The 16,996-nt window shown below is 58.0% G+C and carries 19 protein-coding genes and 1 pseudogene; 8 read left to right on the top strand and 12 right to left on the bottom strand.

Annotation, left to right across the window (positions count from 1 at the left end; translation table 11 throughout):
- Nucleotides 1-23 precede the first annotated feature (23 nt).
- Nucleotides 24-1,373, bottom strand: coding sequence for a radical SAM/SPASM domain-containing protein (locus GGQ85_RS12150; RefSeq protein ID WP_309774718.1), 1,350 nt, complete (start codon nucleotides 1,371-1,373; stop codon nucleotides 24-26).
- A 108-nt stretch (nucleotides 1,374-1,481) separates the two neighbouring features.
- Nucleotides 1,482-1,811 carry a hypothetical protein gene (locus GGQ85_RS12145; protein WP_309774717.1) on the bottom strand — a complete coding sequence of 110 codons (330 nt, stop codon included), beginning with the start codon at nucleotides 1,809-1,811 and terminating at the stop codon, nucleotides 1,482-1,484.
- Nucleotides 1,812-2,307: 496 nt separating this feature from the next.
- Here GGQ85_RS12145 and GGQ85_RS12140 point away from each other — a divergent pair, with 496 nt between their 5' ends.
- From GGQ85_RS12140 to GGQ85_RS12130, 3 genes are all read left to right on the top strand, one after another.
- Nucleotides 2,308-2,553: a hypothetical protein gene (locus GGQ85_RS12140; protein WP_309774716.1), complete on the top strand. Its 246-nt coding sequence runs from the start codon at nucleotides 2,308-2,310 to the stop codon at nucleotides 2,551-2,553.
- A 482-nt stretch (nucleotides 2,554-3,035) separates the two neighbouring features.
- Nucleotides 3,036-3,524, top strand: a complete 489-nt coding sequence (locus GGQ85_RS12135; protein WP_309774767.1) for a peptidoglycan-binding domain-containing protein — start codon at nucleotides 3,036-3,038, stop codon at nucleotides 3,522-3,524.
- A gap of 686 nt (nucleotides 3,525-4,210) precedes the next feature.
- Nucleotides 4,211-4,663 (top strand): DUF5681 domain-containing protein, encoded by a 453-nt coding sequence (locus GGQ85_RS12130; protein ID WP_309774715.1) that lies wholly within the window; start codon nucleotides 4,211-4,213, stop codon nucleotides 4,661-4,663.
- Nucleotides 4,664-4,833: 170 nt separating this feature from the next.
- Here the strand turns inward: GGQ85_RS12130 and GGQ85_RS12125 are convergent, their stop codons facing one another.
- From GGQ85_RS12125 to GGQ85_RS12115, 3 genes are all read right to left on the bottom strand, one after another.
- Nucleotides 4,834-5,664: a type 1 glutamine amidotransferase gene (locus GGQ85_RS12125; RefSeq protein ID WP_309774714.1), complete on the bottom strand. Its 831-nt coding sequence runs from the start codon at nucleotides 5,662-5,664 to the stop codon at nucleotides 4,834-4,836.
- A gap of 3 nt (nucleotides 5,665-5,667) precedes the next feature.
- Nucleotides 5,668-6,840 (bottom strand): iron-containing alcohol dehydrogenase, encoded by a 1,173-nt coding sequence (locus tag GGQ85_RS12120; RefSeq protein ID WP_309774713.1) that lies wholly within the window; start codon nucleotides 6,838-6,840, stop codon nucleotides 5,668-5,670.
- Between the two features lie 84 nt (nucleotides 6,841-6,924).
- Nucleotides 6,925-8,292 (bottom strand): glutamine synthetase family protein, encoded by a 1,368-nt coding sequence (locus GGQ85_RS12115; RefSeq protein WP_309774712.1) that lies wholly within the window; start codon nucleotides 8,290-8,292, stop codon nucleotides 6,925-6,927.
- Between the two features lie 29 nt (nucleotides 8,293-8,321).
- Between GGQ85_RS12115 and GGQ85_RS12110 the strand changes: the two genes are divergently transcribed.
- Entirely contained in the window at nucleotides 8,322-8,582 is a 261-nt protein-coding gene (locus GGQ85_RS12110) for a hypothetical protein (protein WP_309774711.1), read from the top strand.
- Nucleotides 8,583-9,500: 918 nt separating this feature from the next.
- On the opposite strand, the gene GGQ85_RS12105 is transcribed toward GGQ85_RS12110, so the two are convergent.
- From GGQ85_RS12105 to GGQ85_RS12090, 4 genes are all read right to left on the bottom strand, one after another.
- Nucleotides 9,501-9,698 carry a twin transmembrane helix small protein gene (locus GGQ85_RS12105; RefSeq protein WP_079446034.1) on the bottom strand — a complete coding sequence of 66 codons (198 nt, stop codon included), beginning with the start codon at nucleotides 9,696-9,698 and terminating at the stop codon, nucleotides 9,501-9,503.
- Nucleotides 9,699-10,063: 365 nt separating this feature from the next.
- A complete protein-coding gene (locus GGQ85_RS12100; RefSeq protein WP_309774710.1) occupies nucleotides 10,064-10,549 on the bottom strand; it encodes a cupin domain-containing protein in 486 nt (161 codons plus the stop codon).
- A gap of 80 nt (nucleotides 10,550-10,629) precedes the next feature.
- Nucleotides 10,630-10,908, bottom strand: coding sequence for a hypothetical protein (locus tag GGQ85_RS12095; RefSeq protein WP_374708882.1), 279 nt, complete (start codon nucleotides 10,906-10,908; stop codon nucleotides 10,630-10,632).
- A 149-nt stretch (nucleotides 10,909-11,057) separates the two neighbouring features.
- Nucleotides 11,058-11,279: a hypothetical protein gene (locus GGQ85_RS12090; protein WP_079445982.1), complete on the bottom strand. Its 222-nt coding sequence runs from the start codon at nucleotides 11,277-11,279 to the stop codon at nucleotides 11,058-11,060.
- A gap of 34 nt (nucleotides 11,280-11,313) precedes the next feature.
- On the opposite strand from GGQ85_RS12090, the gene GGQ85_RS12085 reads away from it, so the two are divergent.
- The gene (locus GGQ85_RS12085; protein ID WP_309774709.1) at nucleotides 11,314-11,712 is read left to right on the top strand and encodes a hypothetical protein; all 399 of its coding nucleotides are present in this window, start codon (nucleotides 11,314-11,316) and stop codon (nucleotides 11,710-11,712) included.
- 108 nt (nucleotides 11,713-11,820) lie between these two features.
- Complete coding sequence (locus GGQ85_RS12080; protein ID WP_309774708.1) at nucleotides 11,821-12,786, top strand: diguanylate cyclase domain-containing protein; 966 nt, start codon at nucleotides 11,821-11,823, stop codon at nucleotides 12,784-12,786.
- A gap of 165 nt (nucleotides 12,787-12,951) precedes the next feature.
- Here GGQ85_RS12080 and GGQ85_RS12075 read toward each other — a convergent pair.
- From GGQ85_RS12075 to GGQ85_RS12065, 3 genes and pseudogenes are all read right to left on the bottom strand, one after another.
- A pseudogene (locus GGQ85_RS12075) lies at nucleotides 12,952-13,257 on the bottom strand (IS3 family transposase); the annotation flags it as partial.
- Nucleotides 13,258-13,466: 209 nt separating this feature from the next.
- The gene (locus GGQ85_RS12070; RefSeq protein WP_079445980.1) at nucleotides 13,467-13,802 is read right to left on the bottom strand and encodes a DUF983 domain-containing protein; all 336 of its coding nucleotides are present in this window, start codon (nucleotides 13,800-13,802) and stop codon (nucleotides 13,467-13,469) included.
- A gap of 531 nt (nucleotides 13,803-14,333) precedes the next feature.
- Entirely contained in the window at nucleotides 14,334-14,654 is a 321-nt protein-coding gene (locus GGQ85_RS12065; RefSeq protein ID WP_309774707.1) for a helix-turn-helix domain-containing protein, read from the bottom strand.
- A gap of 325 nt (nucleotides 14,655-14,979) precedes the next feature.
- Between GGQ85_RS12065 and GGQ85_RS12060 the strand changes: the two genes are divergently transcribed.
- Both GGQ85_RS12060 and GGQ85_RS12055 read left to right on the top strand, forming a co-directional pair.
- Nucleotides 14,980-16,425: a carboxysome shell carbonic anhydrase gene (locus GGQ85_RS12060; protein WP_309774765.1), complete on the top strand. Its 1,446-nt coding sequence runs from the start codon at nucleotides 14,980-14,982 to the stop codon at nucleotides 16,423-16,425.
- Between the two features lie 403 nt (nucleotides 16,426-16,828).
- Nucleotides 16,829-16,996 (top strand): transposase (locus GGQ85_RS12055; RefSeq protein ID WP_309774764.1); only part of this gene is annotated, 168 nt, incomplete at its 3' end.

The raw sequence follows: 16,996 nt of genomic DNA, 5'->3' as shown, positions 1-16,996 counted from the left end.
TCCGAACCGGCTCACGCCACCGCTTACGCAGCCTCGGCCGGATCAGTCGCCGAATCGGTGCGACTGAAAGCCGCCGCCAAAAGCAGCCGTTCCGCCATATTGCGCTTGGAGCTGGGGCAGGGCGCTCGGCCCTCGACCCATTCCTTCGGACATGCGCCCCCACAAACAGGAAGCATTCGGCAGCGGCTGCAGCCGAAGGCGCCGCTCTGAACTTGATCGTTGAAGCTACCAAGGACATCGCGCGTCGTGCCCCGCTCGCCGCTCATGACATCACCAATGGCAAATCGGTTTGGCGTGCCGTAGCTCGGCACATAGGAGACCTCGGTGCAGTTGAAGAGCGTGCCATGCGCATCGACCAGCGCTCCCTGCGGCTGCACCGCAAGGCAGACGACATGCTGCACCTTGGGGACGAGCGGCACCGAAAAGCCCAGCCGTTTCATCTCCACGAACCAGGACAGCTCCATGCGGGCGTAGTCCTCCGGGTCAAGGCTCCGCCGATGGGCATCATTGCCCCAGGAGTGGATCGGCGCCGTATAGAACTGGACCGCACGGTGCAGCCCCTCGTCATGCAGGCGCTGCAGCAGCCGTACAACATCGGGCGCATTCTCCCGGTCGACATTGCAGCGGACCTTGATCTCCACCGGATCGGAGCCGATCGTATCCGCCAGCGCCACGAGGTTCGCAAGGATCTGGTTGAAAGTCGGTTTACCGGATTTCGTATGCCGTCGCCGGTCGTGATACATCGCAGTTCCATCGAGCGACACGGTGATAGACACAACCCCGAGTGTATTCACTAGCTCAGCGCCTATCTTCCGGGACATTGCCAATCCGTTGGTAACAATGCTCGCCCGGTATTCAACATTCCTTTCTTCCGCAATTCGGCGAAGCTGGGGCGTCAGGGAGCGCATCTGCACAAGTCCGGAAAGCGGCTCTGCGCCAAACCAGCAGAGGTTCAGCTCTACAAACTTCCCGGCATCCAGTCTGTCTCGGACGTCCCGCAGAATGGCCGTCTCGTTCTCTGTGCTGAGGTTTCTTCGCTCATGCGTCTGGCCGCAGTAGCCACAGCCGAGCTGGCAATGCGCGGTCGGCTGGATTACGTAATTCAGATGAGTATTGGTCCGGATCGCCTCCCGATTGCGCGATAACACAACCGCGAGCTCGTCCTCCGCCTGCGGCACCAGTATTTCCGCTTCCGACAGCTCGGTCCGGGTCTTGGCGTTCAGTTTCTCGAATGCGCCCGACCGCAAGACTTGCCAGATCGATAGCGGCAACTCGAAAACGACGCCCGTCCGGGTGGCGAGAACCACTAGAAGGGGTGCGTTATCCTCGGAGAATATAGGTGATGCGACAACATATGAGGACAGCTTCTGCATGATCGGGCCTCATTAGCAGCTAAGCACGGTTATCAAACCGAGCAGCGTACCCGCATCAGAAACGTCCGGCGGAATAACATTGGCTTCCGCCGGACGAGGCGAACGGACTTACTTCCGGCCCCCGGCTTTCGCCGCCAGCGCAGCTTCCGCACCGCCGCAGCCGCTGTTCTGACAACCGGTGTTCTGGTCCGACAGCGCCTTAAGCCGGCTCAACTGAGCCTCGGAAAGGCTCGACGCCGCCGTGCCGGTTGTCATTTGTTCGACTGCCTTGCTCAGACTCAGCTTGGCACTAGAAAGGGCTTCGATAACAGAATCGAGTTCTTCGGCCATTTTGGCAATCCTTTCAAATTGAAAGACGCCCATCGCACCCGGAGCCGAAACAAATGAATAATCTTCTCCAAAACCGGCACCGTTGTGCTCCGTGATGGACCGCTCCATTATATGCGATTACTTATGATCAAGCTGTGATGCCCCATGATCAGATTTAGTGCGTTAAATGTTAAAATGATGCCCTCGACATACGCTGTAGCAATTCGGCGACACGATCACCGTCTCAGTTTCAAAATCGCCGGAGCACCTAGAACACTTGGCGCCAAACGATACAGCCCAGCAAATATCAACCGATCCAAAGTGCTGAAATTGCCAGCCGGATTAGGTTTCCGACAGGGACACTTAGGGGTACAGCTGTTATTCGGAGAAACTTCGTCAGAAAGCCGTTTCGATCTGGCGGCGCGAAACCTTCAACCAGCTCACGTCGCCGGTTTGTCAAAGCAGAGCAGTCTTGCGCCGCGGTTCGGGGAGTTTCGTAATCTCGGGCCGGCATGAAAGTCCGTCGGCGCTTTCAATAAGCTCCCGACAGATGGCGTTCCCGACTTTACGAGCGGCTGTCTGAGAATTAGCTTGCGCTAGGCGACGGCTAGGGAGACAGCTCGCGATGAGGTTTCTGGTGATGGCAGTGGCGGTGCTGGCGTTGTTGGCAGTGCCTGCACAAGCGCAGATGGGAGGCGGCAAACGTGGGCATAAGGGCGGCGGTCCTGCAGCCGCAGGCAACAAGCCCAAGGTCGACGAAAAGGCCTATCAGGAAGCTCTCAAACGCATTCCCGATTCCAAGGAAAAGTACGATCCATGGGCTGTGACTAAGTCGCCTGCAGCTGGAAAGTCTTCGAAGAGTGCGCAATGAAATCATGTTTATGGGTGGGATCACCTATCCGAGCCTGGCGAGAGCTGTGTCGTCGGCAGGCTGATATGCTCTGCTGGAGTCCGCCGATCATCGCGGGATGACCGCCGTCGCCTCCGGCCAGCGTTCAACACGAACCTCTTTGGATTATGCCTTGCGTCGCCATCGGGCATGCCTCAAGTCCGACATCGCGCCAATTCCTAAAAGGGCCCACGAACGGACTCATGCATCACATCTCGGGAACCTGATGCTCTGGCCGTTTTTAAGGTTGATCCCGAAGGGCCAAGGGCGGTGCCGTTCCCATTGCCCCCGCGTGCAATACGGCGTGACAATCGGCGAGGCTATGGAACCGTCTGCGGCGGACAACAGTTTACCCCACGACGAAGCGGAGTGGCGCCGCCGGATTTTTGATGGTTCAGACGGCGCGGTGTGTCTCCTACTTTCTAGACCGAACCATCGGCGGACTTGAGGGCGAAGGAAAGGGCATGCGCGCCTTGATCCTGGCATTGTCCATTCTAGCGATTGTCAATAGCGCGCACTTTGCTATGGCTGGCCTGAGCAGCACGCCGCGCGAGACGTTGATACCTGCCGATACGGCGATCGCTACCGACGAAGCGACTCAGAAGACCGAGGAACAGATCGGCCTCACCAAAACAAAGCGCCGTGAAGTGCAACGTAGGCTAACCAGGCTCGGGTTCGACACCAAGATCAATGGGAAGTTCGACGAATCGACTCGCGCCGTTATCGCGCGCTGGCAGGAGAAAAACGGCTACCCTACGACTGGCTTCCTCAACGCCACCCAGCATAAGGTACTAACGGACACCAGCGCGAACGCTGGCAAATCTGGCCATCAACACCGTCGTCGCGCTGGGGGCCGCGCTCGCTATTCGCGTGGTGGCGGCGGTCCAATCGGCGCGATCGGCGGCGCTGTGCACGGCGTAGGGCGTGCGGTGAGCGGACTGTTCCGCAGATGACTCGTCTAGCCTCAAGATAGTTGGAAACACGCCTACGCATCTTGGCATTTTGTAGGACGGCTATGACGATTGACTCGCCAAGGGCGAGTTCATGTAGCGGGGCATGCGCAGTGGGGGGGCCAGAGGGTGATATCGGAGATGGTCATTCGCGTCGATTTTGACATGTCAGCAGCATGTCCGGTTATGGGGTAATCTGGGAAGCGACGATTGTTTCATGGTCGAAGGCATAAGTCTGCATTTGATTTAAGCGATCAACGGGAGCCTCGGACCATGCGCTCTCCACTCGTTGATTTGAATGGGCTGCCATAAAGCCCGCGCGAATGGAGCATGAACCGCATAATTCCACGCGCACCTTCTTCAGGTCTTCACAAGCGCCCCAGTGAATTGACGGCTGTCATCTTGCGATCGGCCCACCTCTTAATGTCTCCGACCGTTAGCACCTTGAGGAATGGGTTGGCGTTGACCAGCTTTTCGCGTGTGGTCCGACACCTCGTGTCAGCGTCGGCCATAAAGGAAGCAGCATCGGCATTTTCTGGGCTGGACCATAGCGCCACGGCGCCTGCGGGTTCCGCGTAATAAGCAAGGTAGAGAGAACCAGACGTAATCGGCAGAGCGCGCTTGTTTAGCGTCAAGGCATATTCCTCAACCGCGCACCGTCGTCGTGCCCTGGAAGAACCCATCCTCTGATGACGCCACCGTTGGCCCTGGCCGCCCGCCGAAAGCAACACGCTGGGAAAAAAGGAGGTCCCTCGCCTAATCCTAAAGGGCGTCCACGAAAAGATTCCATGTTCGCAGACGTGAAGAGGCTATTCGAAGATGCATTGAAGCAGAAGGTTTCGCTGACGCGTAACAGCCGGCATGTGACCCTGACGAAGCTTGAGGTGGGCTTCGAGCAACTGGCAAACCAGTTTGCCAAGGGTGATCGCCACGCGCGGCGTGACGTTTTCACGTATTCTGAACAGCTGGGCATTGACCTTACCGGTAAGGCAGAAGCTCTCAAAGAGACGCTGGCACCCAACCACCAGGAGATCCTCGACGCCTATTTAGCCCGTCAACGATCGTCGGACGAACGGCTTAAAGATGAGCGCGTGATTGCGCCGATCGATTTGCTCGATAACGACGCGGATGAAGTGCGCTAGTATGAGCCACACATCAAATGCCCTTGATACGGCAGTCCTTGTGACAATGCTGTTCGAGGCGGCGTTCCCTTCGGCCGAGGCTATCCAGTTGACTCGCTGTCAGACGACAGACCTCGCCGTCGTCGGTTGCCCCGATCGCTGCGAAAGTTGCGTGGAGATCGTCAGGTCTTTCATTTGCACTCCAAAAAGGAGACCCAATTCGCAAGCTCGGTCTGGCGTATCGCGTCACTAACAATATCTGCGTCCAGTCCGAGACGCCATGCGATGTCACGCCGCTTTGGGTCTGCTTCGAGCGCGGACAGATCGGCGGCATATCGTTCGAGTTCAGCAAGATCAGCGAAAAAGCCCTCGTCAACCAAGGTCTGGCCGTAACGACGGATCACGGAAGCAACGTCGTGCAGACGATATTCCGGATGATACTGCACCCCCCAAAATACGCCCCGTCCAAAGCGGATCTCCGCTGCCTGCACCTCGCAGATCGCATTTCGTGCCGTGATGACGGTATCAGCCGGAAGACGGGTAACGACATCGCTATGGATGGCCGGCGCGTCGAATGCCGTGGCGCGACGCGCATGCATTGGATGTAGGTGCCCCTCCGTGGTCAGCGTGATCTTGCGCGCGAATGCCACTTCCCGACCTGCGGGATTGAGCCCAACCTCCCCTCCTGCCGCCACTGCCGCAAGCTGCAATCCCCAGCACGACCCGAACATCGGAATCCCGCGAGCAAAGACCTCGCGAACAAACTCGATCTGCCGCATCGATTCGGCTTCGCACTGGTAGATGTTGAGCGACGAGCCGGTAATGGCAACGCCATGATAGGCATCGATTGGCTGAGGCGACGAAGCACCTTCGTCAGTTCCAAGATAAATATCGACCGCCGCTTGGGGAGCTAGGGTCCGGAGTAGATCGGCGTAGCTCTCGCCCGGAGTCGCCCCCGCAGTTTGCGCAATCCGGCGGCGGCCGGATCGAGAGTTACCTTCAAGAACCAATAACCGCAGCAAGGCCTATCCCCCGAGGTCACCGCGGATCGCGGCTAGCGTGAGTTTCTCGAACTCGGCTTCGGTCAGTGACCGGGGATTGGTGCGAGCGGTCGGATCCTTGACCGCATCCTTCGCAATCGTTTTGGCATCTGATTCCTTGATGCCGAGCTCCGCCAGCGTGTGCGGTACCCCAAGATTCTTCCGCAGGGTCATAATCCAGTTCAGCACAGTATCGAAATCACGGCCCGGCAGGTCGAGTGCGCGGGCAATGTGCGGGATCTTGTCGGCGATGGCTTTCCTGTTGCACACCATGACGTAGGGGAAGATAACGCCGTTGGTGAGGCCATGGTGCGTATCGTATCGCGCGCCGACAGGGTGCGACACCGAATGGATTGCGCCGAGCCCTTTCTGAAAAGCCGTGGCTCCCATCGACGCCGCCGCGAACATGTAGGCGCGAGCTTCCAAGTCGCTTCCGTCGGCGACGGCGCGTGGCAAATAGGTATCGACGATCTTGATACCCTCCAGCGCCACGCCATCGGCGAGCGGATGAAAGGCTTTCACACAATAGGCCTCGAAGCAATGCGCCAGCGCATCCATGCCCGTTGCCATGGTCAGGAACGGCGGTAGGCCGACCACGAGCTCCGGGTCCTCGACGGCGACCTTCGGCATCATCAAGGGGTGAAAGATGATTTTCTTTTCGTGCGTGTCTTCGCGAGTGATCACGCTTGCGCGCCCGACTTCAGAGCCGGTGCCGGCGGTGGTTGGCACCGCGATAATGGGGGCGACGCCGTCGGTGTTGGCTCTTGTCCACTGGTCGCCGACATCCTCGAAATCAAAGACCGGCCGCGACTGGGCAACCATGAACGCCACGCACTTGCCGACGTCGAGTGCCGAGCCGCCGCCGACTGCGACAACGCCATCGTGACCACCCTGCTTGAACGCCACAACGCCGGCCGTCAGGTTGGACTCGACCGGATTGCCTTTGACATCGGAGAAGATGCTGATCGGGATTCCCGCCTCGCGCACGAGCCGTGCGATGCTCGCGATCATGTCAGACTTGGCGAGTCCTGCATCCGTGACAAGCAATGGCCTGGTGATGCCATGAGCCCGGCAGAGATCCGGCAACTCGGCGATGCGCCCGGGCCCCGCAATGACGCGCGTCGGAAAATTCCAGGCTCCAGTGATCTGAACGTGCATGGATGGCTCTCAATGCTTCAGTCGGAGATGATATGATTTGAGCCGGGACATCGTTCACGATATCACTCTTGGAAGCGTCGGGTTTCAGATGATCTCAAAATAACGGGCAAGTTCCCAATCGGTGATCGCCTTGCGGAATTCGCGCTCCTCCCATTGCCGTGTCATGGCAAAATGCTCGATGAAGAGCTCGCCGAATAATTCTCGGGCAATGGCAGATCTGGCGAGCCGATCCGCAGCCTCCGACAATGTACGCGGCAACGTGCGGGCAGATGCATGCTTCATGTCATAGGCATTTCCGGTGATCGGTTCATCGGGCTCAATCTTGTGCTCGATACCCCAGAGTCCCGAGCCGAGCGCGGCGGCGATGGCCAGATATGGATTGATGTCGGCAGCGGCGATTCGGTATTCGACGCGCTGGCTCGACGGCGATCCCGGTATCACGCGCAAGGCGCAAGTGCGATTTTCGATACCCCAGGTGGCGTCGGTCGGAGCCCAGAAACCCGGGATCAGTCGCGAATAGCTATTCACGGTCGACGCGACCATGGCCAGAAGTTCAGGCAGAAGCGCCTGCTGGCCTCCGACGAAATGACGCATGGTGTCGGACATGTAGCCCGGACGGCCGCTTTCGTGGAATGCCGGCTTGCCATCGGCACCGCGCAGCGACAAATGCAGATGGCCGGACTGGCCGGGATAGGCATTCGACCATTTGGCCATGAACGTCACCATCTTGCCCTGACGTTCGGCCCATACCTTGGAGAAGGTCTTGAACAGGACCGCGCGGTCGGCGGCCGCGAGCGCATCCGTGTACTGGATGGCGGCTTCCAGCACGCCGGGCCCCGTTTCCGTGTGAAAGCTTTCCAGCGGAATGTCCATCTCATCGCATAGCGCGAGCAGCCCGCGATTGAGATCCGCCTCGACCGACGAACGCAGTACGGAATAGCCGAACCAGCCGGGCGTAAGGTTTTTCAGATCGCGAAAGTTCTTCTCCCTGATGCTGTGCGGTGTCTCGTCGAAGACGAAGAACTCGAATTCCGCAGCGACCGTGGCGGTAAATCCCATCTCGGTCGTCCGATCGATCACGCGCTTGAGAAGTCGCCGCGGGCAGAGCTGCGCTGCCGCGTCATCAAACTCGCCGAGAAAGAACAGCATGCCCGGCTCGGTCGGCAATTCGCGGCAGGTGGCGGGGTCAATGCGAGCGGTCGCATCCGGAAATGCGGTGTGCCAGCCGGTGAAGGTCGACTTGTCATAGAGCTGGTCACTGGAGTCCCAGCCGAAGATCACATCGCAGAACTTGAACCCCGATTCGAGCGCGTTGAAAAACTTGTCCCGCGCCAGATATTTGCCGCGGATGACGCCGTCGAGATCGACCACGCCGACCTTGACGTGGGACAGACGGCGCGCCTCGATCAGCGCACGGGCATCTTCAGCACTCTTTACGCTTCTCGCATCCATGGACTGGGCCTCGGTTGGCGTGGCGGCGGATGAGCGTTTGGTCAGACCGGGCAGATCTTCTACAGCTCATCTTCACACGCCGTGACGAATATGTCCGCATTTTCCTTGCTGAAGCAGCGCGGCGGCCGAATCTTCAACCTGCTGCCAATCCTGACCCGGAAGGATCAGCAATCCGTGAAAAGCAGAAAATCATGTTCGCCGGCACCGACACCGCCTATGATCTGGCGAAGAAGTACAAGCTCAAGACGGCTTGGGGTCCGGACATTCTGTCCGTTGGTCTCTATACCTAAGGGCTAGAGAGCGGTTCATATGACGCCAAGGTTCGTCGCGACTTGTTGCGGCAACGCGCCTTTGCGTACGAGGACCTAGAGCAGTACGAGCGCGCCGAGAACGACTATGACGCGGCCCTAGAAATCGAGCCTCTGGACCCAGCTTCTACTCCAAGCGAGGATTCTATTTTTTACGACGCGGACGTTACGACGATGCGTTAGCCGATTTCCGCAAAGGGAGCGCGTTGGTTCCAACTGATGGAGGATTCCCCTTCGGGGAAGGCGAGGTCCAGCAAAAGCTCCGACAAATATGGAAAGGCCGTCGAGCGCTACTATCCTGCTGGGGCTCTTACTCACACCGCTTGCTGGTTTTCTCGGCGTGATCTCTTCGGCGGTTTTGCCGCTGTGGCTTTTTGGATTCCTTCTTGGGCCTACTGCTATAGGCGTCCTTTCTCTCGTGACCATATTTCAGGGAGCGTGGTACGCGTGGCCGCTCACTTGCGTGATTCTGCCACTTGCCGCCGTATTCTTAAGACCCGTAACGCATGTCTCGGTGCTGGCGTTTGTGCTCATTGGCCTCGTAGGTGGACCGCTATCATTTGCATCAATAAGTCTGGTGTCCGGTGGACCCCTACATCTGGATACGCTTGCAATAGCGTCGGCTGTCACGGGAACTATCCTGGGGGCCATATTTGGTTTTGCTCTCTGGCGGTATGACAAAATTAGGGAGCGAGCCGAAACAGTTGGCGGCAAATCACCTGCGCAAACGCTGAAGTTAGGTGTTGTGATTAGCGCAACTTTCCTGATGCTTGCACTGGCTGGCCTGATGTTAGTTCCGCAGCACGACAAATGTTCAAGCGCAGCGGGGGTTGTTGAGTGATTAGAGCCGAAAGCGGTCCGGGCCCGACAAGAACAAAAAGGACTTACCAGTCGCGAACTTTATTGCTGTCCCACCATCCAGAGCGTCGTCATTGTGACGACAATAGCAATGAACTGGAGAAGGACGCGCATTCGCATAAGCTTTTGCGATAGGTTGGGACTACCGCCGCGCATCATGTTGATCAGACCCATGAGCAGTACGGCAGCGACCGCAGCCACCGCGATCGGAATCAAAACGTTGCTCAGGAATAGGGTCATGGTGATGGCGATCTCACGCCCGCTTAATGTAAGTAACTGAGTGAGACGGGAGTGGTTCCGGGCAACCGCGCGTTCTTTGGCCCACAGCCCTATAGAAACGCCCTACGCGGCCCTGAACTCGCTCTTGACGGCTTCAAGACTATTCGCGGCCGCCCGTCCGAATGGCTTTTGAAGCGCGGCCAACATCGGCATGAATGACGCTACCCGCTGGGTAGCCATACCCCTCCGGAGAGCGTAGTCCCGAACTTTTCGTGCAAAACCAAAGACACTCCTCAGCAGGTCACGGCCGCGACACGCGGGGCGGACGCAACGAAGGTCGCGCTCTTGGCAAGCCCGCCCGCAAACCTTCGGCGTTGATCCCGCTATTACATCTTCGGACGCGGATCATCCTTGGGATTGATGTAGTTGATGCCCCATGGACCGGAGCTGTTGAGCTGAATAACCGTGGCGTCGTCGGCGAAGAACGAGTGCACCGAACGGGCGGCCATAGCAAAGAAACTACCCGCGGGAAGAACCTGAGCTTTGTCGTGATCGTCCGTCGTTCCCATTCCCAGCCGCGCTGCTCCCGAGAGCACGGTGACGATCTCTGGCTTGGGATGAGTGTGCGGCGCAATGTGATAGCCCTTTGGCACCTTCAGCCGAAGAGCAAACAGACCTTCCTTGCCCGGGTCGCCATACAGCACTGCCGCCTGCGCACCCTGCGGGAGGGATGATGGCGCTGGTCCCCACACGATGTCCTGGGGCGCAAACAACTTGTGCTCGCCTGTCTCTTGGCCAACGGCGCTGCCGGCCAGCGTTGTGAGTCCGATAGCCGTTGTCGCAACAATGTTGAGAAGAGTATGCCGATTCATTGTGGCTTCTCCTTTGACATAGGCGCGGCCCGTGAACGGCTACGCGCCCGGCGCAGATGCGAAAGTTCAAATCAGACTGCTCAGCCGAGCAGCCTGCCTCGCCGAAACATGAAAATGCCGGGAACGAAACTTCTGGCCACCGCGAGAACGCCGCTCTCGCAGTTTTCCAACGCGATCTTCTGGGCAAGCATCACGTCTCCGATCGGCAGCTCACCTATTGTTCGAAAACACAGCCCTAGCCTCGGGTGGCCTGTTTCGTCGACCTCGCAGACGTTCAACATGGTGCCGGGATAAATCCTATACCGCCTGCCCGTGTCGCCACCGACGACTTCGAAGTATTCCTTTTCCGCGAACTGCATCCGTTGCACCGGTGACAGCCACTCCCGCAGAAGCCGCAAAGACCGGCCCTCCGCAGTTCGCTCGGCCCCAAGTCTGATGAAAAACGCCCTTACGGCTCTTATACGCGAGCGTTCGCATGGTGGAAGTCGCGACATAGCACTGACCGTTTCTACCCGCCGACCAGCCTGGGGAAGAACACGGTTTCTTCCGCGTCCGGGTCGAACGATCGGATTTGCGAGACCTGCCCCGCACCGGTCCGAACCGCGGCGGTGAAGCCGACCTTCGTCAGCTCGCAAAATCGCTGCTCCGCCTTAGCCAGTTCCTGTGCGTCATTCGCATTGAAAAAGTTCCGGCTGTCGCCGGTACGGTCCATCACGATCTGGATTGCCATGATCGTCCTCCTCGGATGCTAATAGCCAAGGACCTTGATCAATTATCCGGCTGAAGCTGCGGAACTTCAAGAAAATAGATTCGTCGCGAACCCAAAATTTGGATTACGCGCTCAAATCACTCGGCACTTCGCCAAACGCTTTCAGCAAAACAGCATCTGCGAGCTCACTGCTGGCCGGATCGCCTGTACGGCTGAACGCCACAGCGCCGATATTCCCCTCAGTTCACACAAATTCGCCCAAGCATCTCGTATCGCCGCATTCGTGCTTATGCATTCGACAGCTTCGCGAGGTTCGGGGCCATCAGTGCCCGCGCCGAAGGACAGCATAGAACCGCAGATCGAAGATCGGCTACAACTGGTTCGGCCGCTATCCCAAGAAGGTGCTGTCCTTTCTCGACAAGTATATGAAGTAAGCTGGCGGCAATGGAAATGATCAAGATGAAGAAGGCACGAATCTGTACGGTCGCATGTAGAAAGCGTTAATTCCGCAGCTTTAGTCCATAGGAATTAGGCAAGATCCCTAGAGACAGCTGGATCGTAAATGAAAGATGAAGCCGACCATGTTGCCGCACTTCTGCCGGCCGAGGTTCGCGCGCGTCTCTACGATCAAGCGTTGGCCCATGCTTGCATTGGCGTATGGGAATGCGAGCTTGAGACGGAGCGCCTAACCTGGACTTCTGGCGTCTACGATATATTCGAGCATCCGATGGGTACCCCCCTGCGGCGCGCGAGCATCGTGGAACTCTATGAGGACCGGTCCCGATGTAATATGGAACGAGCTCGGGCCGAGGCGATCCGGAGCGGTCGTGCAATGTCGCTCGATGCCGCGATTAGGACCTGGCGCGGCGAAAGACGCTGGATACGGCTCTCAATCAGCGCGGTCAGAGAGGAGGATCGGCCGGTTCGTATCTTCGGATACAAACAGGACATCACCTCTGACCGGCTAGCACTGGAGAGCCTGCGGCGGAAAGCTGAGACGGACCCACTCACCGGGCTGGCTAATCGCTCTGTGTTCCAAGCTCGTTATCGGGAAATTGTTGGTGACAATCTCAACTATGGGTTCACGTCGGCGCTCGTGCTGATCGATCTTGACCGTTTCAAGGACCTAAATGATACGTTCGGCCATGAGGCCGGCGATGCATGCCTGCGCGAGATTGGGATGCGTTTGGGACAGGCTTTCAGCAATGCGGGCTTGATCGCCCGGCTGGGCGGTGACGAGTTTGCACTCATCCTGAGCGCTCCAGCAGCTCCTGCCCGGATCGTGCGTTTGCTGCAGGAAACCGTTGTGATACTGCGCCAGCCATTTTTCTGGAACGGTCTTAGCCTTAGAGTTGGTGCTTCGATTGGAGTTGCCCTCGTCGGCCGCCCGCATCGCCGGCGGATTACCGAATTGTTCGCAGAGGCTGACATAGCGCTGTATGACGCAAAGGCCGCTGGCCGTAACAGGGTCTATCTGTTCGGCGATGAGGGGCGCAGCCGCTCGGCTAATCCTGAAGCCGCAGCATAATCACAGGCTGAGCGAGTTCGAGCGGCCGTTTCTGAAGAATATGGGTGGGAGGGTGTACGTCGCAGCCGGCGTAGGTGGAAAACGTCGCGTTCAGCGTAAGGAGATACAAGCGAAGCACGTTCGATGCTTGGGCAGGAACGAAGCGACCAGTAATCTTGAGCGAAAAGCGAGCCGGATGATGTCGGCGGTCAACGCCTTCTTCTGCTCGGCCTTTCGGCGTCTTGCGCTGTGTCGAACGATGCTGACCGAAAACCCTGCAGGCAAAGCGCTCCGAAACGGAGAACTCCACCATGACGTGGTCGACGCAGCAACGGCGACGGGAAGGGCTCAGAGGTTTCCGGAGGCAGCCTCTTTCAGGATTAGCTTCTCCAGCGTCAGGTCCGACACAGCCTTGCGCAGCCGGTCGTTCTCTTCTCGAGTTCTTTCAGGCGCTTTACCTGATCGGCCCTTCAGGTCACCAAACTCCTTGCGTCATCGGAATTCTGCGATCATCATTGCTGCTTTGCTGATATGAACGTCCGGAACGATGTGAGCGGATGTCCTGGCCGGGCCGGCCTGGCGATTTTTTACACGCACGCGGCGGAGCACGTTTGGCTCGCTGCGGGCCGCCGAACGCAGCGCGAACCTAAACGTTCAGGCTGACGTCCGGCGCTATTATCGACGCGTGGGACGAGCTTCGCTTACGATGCCTTGTGGTGATACTGCAGCGAGATGAGGAGGCTCTTCAGCCCCCGCAGCGGCCAAAGCGTCACGATCAGGACCATCGGAATCCAAAGCGCGGCGTGAACCCAATATGGCGGCTGATATTTAATTTCAGTAACCAGGGCGGCGACGACGATGACGGCACCGGCGATCAATATGACGAATACGGCGGCCCCGTCGCCGACGTTCGCGAAGGTGAAATTCAGACCGCACTTTTCACACTCGGGTTTCAACGTCAGGAATCCGTCGAAGAGCTTTCCCTTGCCGCAGCGCGGGCATCGGCACATCAACCCAGTGAAATATGGTGAAGGCATCTTTGAATGAATCCCTTGTCAGTGATTTTCATATGCGCACATGTGATAGCCAACCCGTTCGAATGCGCGACATTATCTGCAACCGACCGAATTTGCCGTCCGACGTTGCTATAAGAATTCGCGCTGAAGCGAGACAGTCGGGTCCATAGGCATCCAAGTCGAAAGACGTCACATATGCGTTTCCATCGCTAGCGACTCCCGGGTCCCTCAGGTCTTCGACCCCAGCGTTGGCCAGGTCGGCATGGATCGTCTGGTTCTCGGCACCGAATTTCAGAATCAGCCGCTAGGTTATCAAAACAAATTCCCGTCAGGCAAAAAGCCCAGACCGAGCGGTCGACTTAGGACGTCGGCGGCAATCGTAGCCCCGGCGTCCAGATCAAATATGGAAGACCGATCCCGCGCGCACGTCGGATACTTATAGGCCGCCCAAATGCCATCTCGGCGCCTTCAGGCGCCAAAATTCGCTCGCAAGTACAGTTGTCTCAGCGCTTTCGTCATCTTGGATGGCGAAATCCATTTTTCCCCTTGTATTCATCGAACGCGTTCCGGCGTCCGCGACGAGGAAGGCTTGCGTTGCTTTATGTTCTTCATCTTTGGCTGCGTGACTTGTTCCCTTAACCGAACGCCTCGACCGCCAGCCAAGCTATGACCACCCGGACTGATCAACTCGATTCCCGCATGCTCTAAAGCTGAAACCAGTTTCATCAAGGAATCGACATTGCCACGGATGACGCCGTCGCTTGCTTCCATGCGCTGAATGGTCGGGACTGAAAGATCCGCCAGTTCGGCTATTTGCCGTTGATCTATATTCAGGAGCGCGCGGGCGGCTCTGAGTTGATTAGCGGAAATCATGAATTAGCGGCTTCGACTCGACGTGCACGGAGTATATCTACACCATACGAACTGTTGCATCAAGCATCAATTTACATACACAACTCATTTTTGAAGATGTATTAGACATCAGTCTACCTACTTCATTCGTATAAAACAAAGCGTCAACATGAATTTTTAACTTTTATCTTTGGCTTTTTAAGATTATGTTTCTGGGCTGAATGCCTGCGCTGGAAACAACGAAAATGTATAGGTGTTTGATCTCAGCCTTCGCCGCGCGGTTAAACGCCGTAAAGCCCTGCGACGAAAAGCCAGCCCGGTTGCCACGGCGACGCCCGTGGCGGCTATGCTTGATCGTCCGGCGCGCATGACCGGCCGCGAGCAGATGTGTGAGCATGCGCTGGTTGATCGCGATCTCAATCGCATGCTGTTCGATTACGAACGGACCGTGCGCTCGCGTTTTACCCGCATCGTCGAAGTGCTCAAGCGTATCTCGACGTATCAGCACGACGAGAATTTTATCGGGCGAGCTCGGCAGCTTGCCCGCGAGCAACTCGGCTTCGATCTTCCGACGCAGGTGCTCGAGGACGCCTGGGTGTCCGGGCTGGATTTGTCCACGCTGCATTCACGCTGCATATTCAGCTCTCTGAAGTTGAGCGTCGATAACGCGCAGACCGAGCAGATCGGTTGGCGCCAACGCTTGCCGCTCGACGAGAATTTTCTGCGTTCGTGCGGTTACCACACCGTGGACATCAGCCCGTGTTCCGACGGCCGGCTGCAGGGCGTCGGCGCCTATGTGCTGCGCTTTTTGCCTGGGCCAAATGTGCGGGTGAAGGGGTATGCCGGCGCACTGTTTAATGTCGAAGCCAATGTGTCAGACTGGGCAGAGCGCGAAATCAAGCGACTGTCGGGCGCTATGGTCGATGGGGACCGCCTGAACTTCCTCAAGATCGCCGTTTATCATTTCAGCAGTTCTTCGCCCGATAATCACGGTTGCGCGGCTCACGGCAGCAACGACCGTCAGGCCACAGAGGCGGCGTTGCAGCGCCTGTGCGAGTTGCGGTCGGCGATCGACCGGACTTTTGGCACGGGCGCGGTGCCTGATGTCCTGCTTATCGGTGTTGATACGGATCTGGATGCGTTGCGCATCCATCTGCCCGACGGCTTCGGTGAACCGAGTGCGCACCGCTACTTTGAGACTGCACAAATCTACCGCGATACCCTTGGTCTTTCGCCCGAAGCGGCGCGGGTCCATATCGCTGAGACCGTCGCCGTCGCCGAGGGCATGGATGACGGGAGCCAGCGCACCGACCGAATGCACGAAGGTATGCGCCGCCTGGTGCTGGCGCTGGCCGAGGCCAATCTGTCGCAAATCGAATACGTCATCAAGCACCACACCGGCCGCTATAAGACCATCGGGCACGACGAGGAGTACATCATCGCCGGTGAGAAGCTGCGGCCGCTGCAGCTGCGCAATCTGTTTTATCTCGCTCACCTCAATACAATGGAGGAAGGCGCGCCCGACATGGATGTCGGGATTGATATCTTCACCAAGCTCAACGCCGCGCACGGTCTGCCGGTGCCGGTTCTAGTGCATTTCGAATATGACGCACGAGTTCCCAAGTCGCGCGAGCGGGCGATCGCGCGGGGACGGCGGGTGCGTGACGCGATCAAAGCGCGTTACTCCGATTTGGCCGCCAGGGGGCTTCTCAATTGCGCGATTGCGGTGAGCGAACGAGGCGGCGACGAGCGTTGCACCTTCGTCGCCGACAACGCTGTCGACGATCATTGAGGACGTGTGCCGCCCTAAAGAACAAGCGTGTAAGAACCATTCTCGTGTCGACCAATCACATTGGTGCCATATGTCATCTGTCGGGCGTCAGCACTGAATGAAACCAAATTGGCTTAACTGAGAGCGGAGCATTTCTGGTTCATCGTAGCTTCAACAGGATTGTCGCCGACAGATTTCCAGCAATGGCGCAAGCAAGCCGATCTTCCCTCGCGCCGAGCCGGTCGGAGGCTGGTGGAGATAGGCTAAAGAGCGTAATGCGGCTCGCGCGTTGGGCGCTGCCGTTAAACTCGCGCGCGCCGCGTCGTCTCGATAATCCTGCGGAAGGGCTAGGCTCAGGACCCATTAATTTTCTTGCGGAGAGGCGTTCCGGCTGATTCATTGGCGTTGCTGGGAGACGCCCGTGATGTCCGATTTGTTTCTGCTCACCGAGGCGCAGATGCGCGGTATTGAACCCTATTTTCCTTTGTCGCATGGGGTCGCGAGGGTTGATGACCGGCGGGTGATCAGCGGCATCGTCTTCGTCATCAGAAACGGTCTGCGCTGGCGCGATGCGCCGCGTGAGTACGGTCCG

The sequence above is a fragment of the Nitrobacter vulgaris genome (genome assembly GCF_031453995.1).
Lineage (GTDB): Bacteria > Pseudomonadota > Alphaproteobacteria > Rhizobiales > Xanthobacteraceae > Nitrobacter > Nitrobacter vulgaris.
The sequence above is the reverse complement of the archived record's forward strand: the minus strand, read 5'-3'. Positions and strand labels throughout refer to the sequence as shown.

What these genes read in the sequence shown, in the direction of transcription:
- GGQ85_RS12105 (WP_079446034.1), bottom strand. Translation starts at nt 9,698, where the DNA reads ATGACCCTATTCCTGAGCAACGTTTTGATTCCGATCGCGGTGGCTGCG.
- GGQ85_RS12135 (WP_309774767.1), top strand. Translation starts at nt 3,036, where the DNA reads ATGCGCGCCTTGATCCTGGCATTGTCCATTCTAGCGATTGTCAATAGC.
- GGQ85_RS12060 (WP_309774765.1), top strand. Translation starts at nt 14,980, where the DNA reads ATGCTTGATCGTCCGGCGCGCATGACCGGCCGCGAGCAGATGTGTGAG.
- GGQ85_RS12095 (WP_374708882.1), bottom strand. Translation starts at nt 10,908, where the DNA reads ATGCAGTTCGCGGAAAAGGAATACTTCGAAGTCGTCGGTGGCGACACG.
- GGQ85_RS12070 (WP_079445980.1), bottom strand. Translation starts at nt 13,802, where the DNA reads ATGCCTTCACCATATTTCACTGGGTTGATGTGCCGATGCCCGCGCTGC.
- GGQ85_RS12110 (WP_309774711.1), top strand. Translation starts at nt 8,322, where the DNA reads ATGAGCGTTTGGTCAGACCGGGCAGATCTTCTACAGCTCATCTTCACA.
- GGQ85_RS12090 (WP_079445982.1), bottom strand. Translation starts at nt 11,279, where the DNA reads ATGGCAATCCAGATCGTGATGGACCGTACCGGCGACAGCCGGAACTTT.
- GGQ85_RS12080 (WP_309774708.1), top strand. Translation starts at nt 11,821, where the DNA reads ATGAAAGATGAAGCCGACCATGTTGCCGCACTTCTGCCGGCCGAGGTT.
- GGQ85_RS12150 (WP_309774718.1), bottom strand. Translation starts at nt 1,373, where the DNA reads ATGCAGAAGCTGTCCTCATATGTTGTCGCATCACCTATATTCTCCGAG.
- GGQ85_RS12145 (WP_309774717.1), bottom strand. Translation starts at nt 1,811, where the DNA reads ATGGAGCGGTCCATCACGGAGCACAACGGTGCCGGTTTTGGAGAAGAT.
- GGQ85_RS12115 (WP_309774712.1), bottom strand. Translation starts at nt 8,292, where the DNA reads ATGGATGCGAGAAGCGTAAAGAGTGCTGAAGATGCCCGTGCGCTGATC.
- GGQ85_RS12130 (WP_309774715.1), top strand. Translation starts at nt 4,211, where the DNA reads ATGACGCCACCGTTGGCCCTGGCCGCCCGCCGAAAGCAACACGCTGGG.
- GGQ85_RS12140 (WP_309774716.1), top strand. Translation starts at nt 2,308, where the DNA reads ATGAGGTTTCTGGTGATGGCAGTGGCGGTGCTGGCGTTGTTGGCAGTG.
- GGQ85_RS12100 (WP_309774710.1), bottom strand. Translation starts at nt 10,549, where the DNA reads ATGAATCGGCATACTCTTCTCAACATTGTTGCGACAACGGCTATCGGA.
- GGQ85_RS12120 (WP_309774713.1), bottom strand. Translation starts at nt 6,840, where the DNA reads ATGCACGTTCAGATCACTGGAGCCTGGAATTTTCCGACGCGCGTCATT.
- GGQ85_RS12065 (WP_309774707.1), bottom strand. Translation starts at nt 14,654, where the DNA reads ATGATTTCCGCTAATCAACTCAGAGCCGCCCGCGCGCTCCTGAATATA.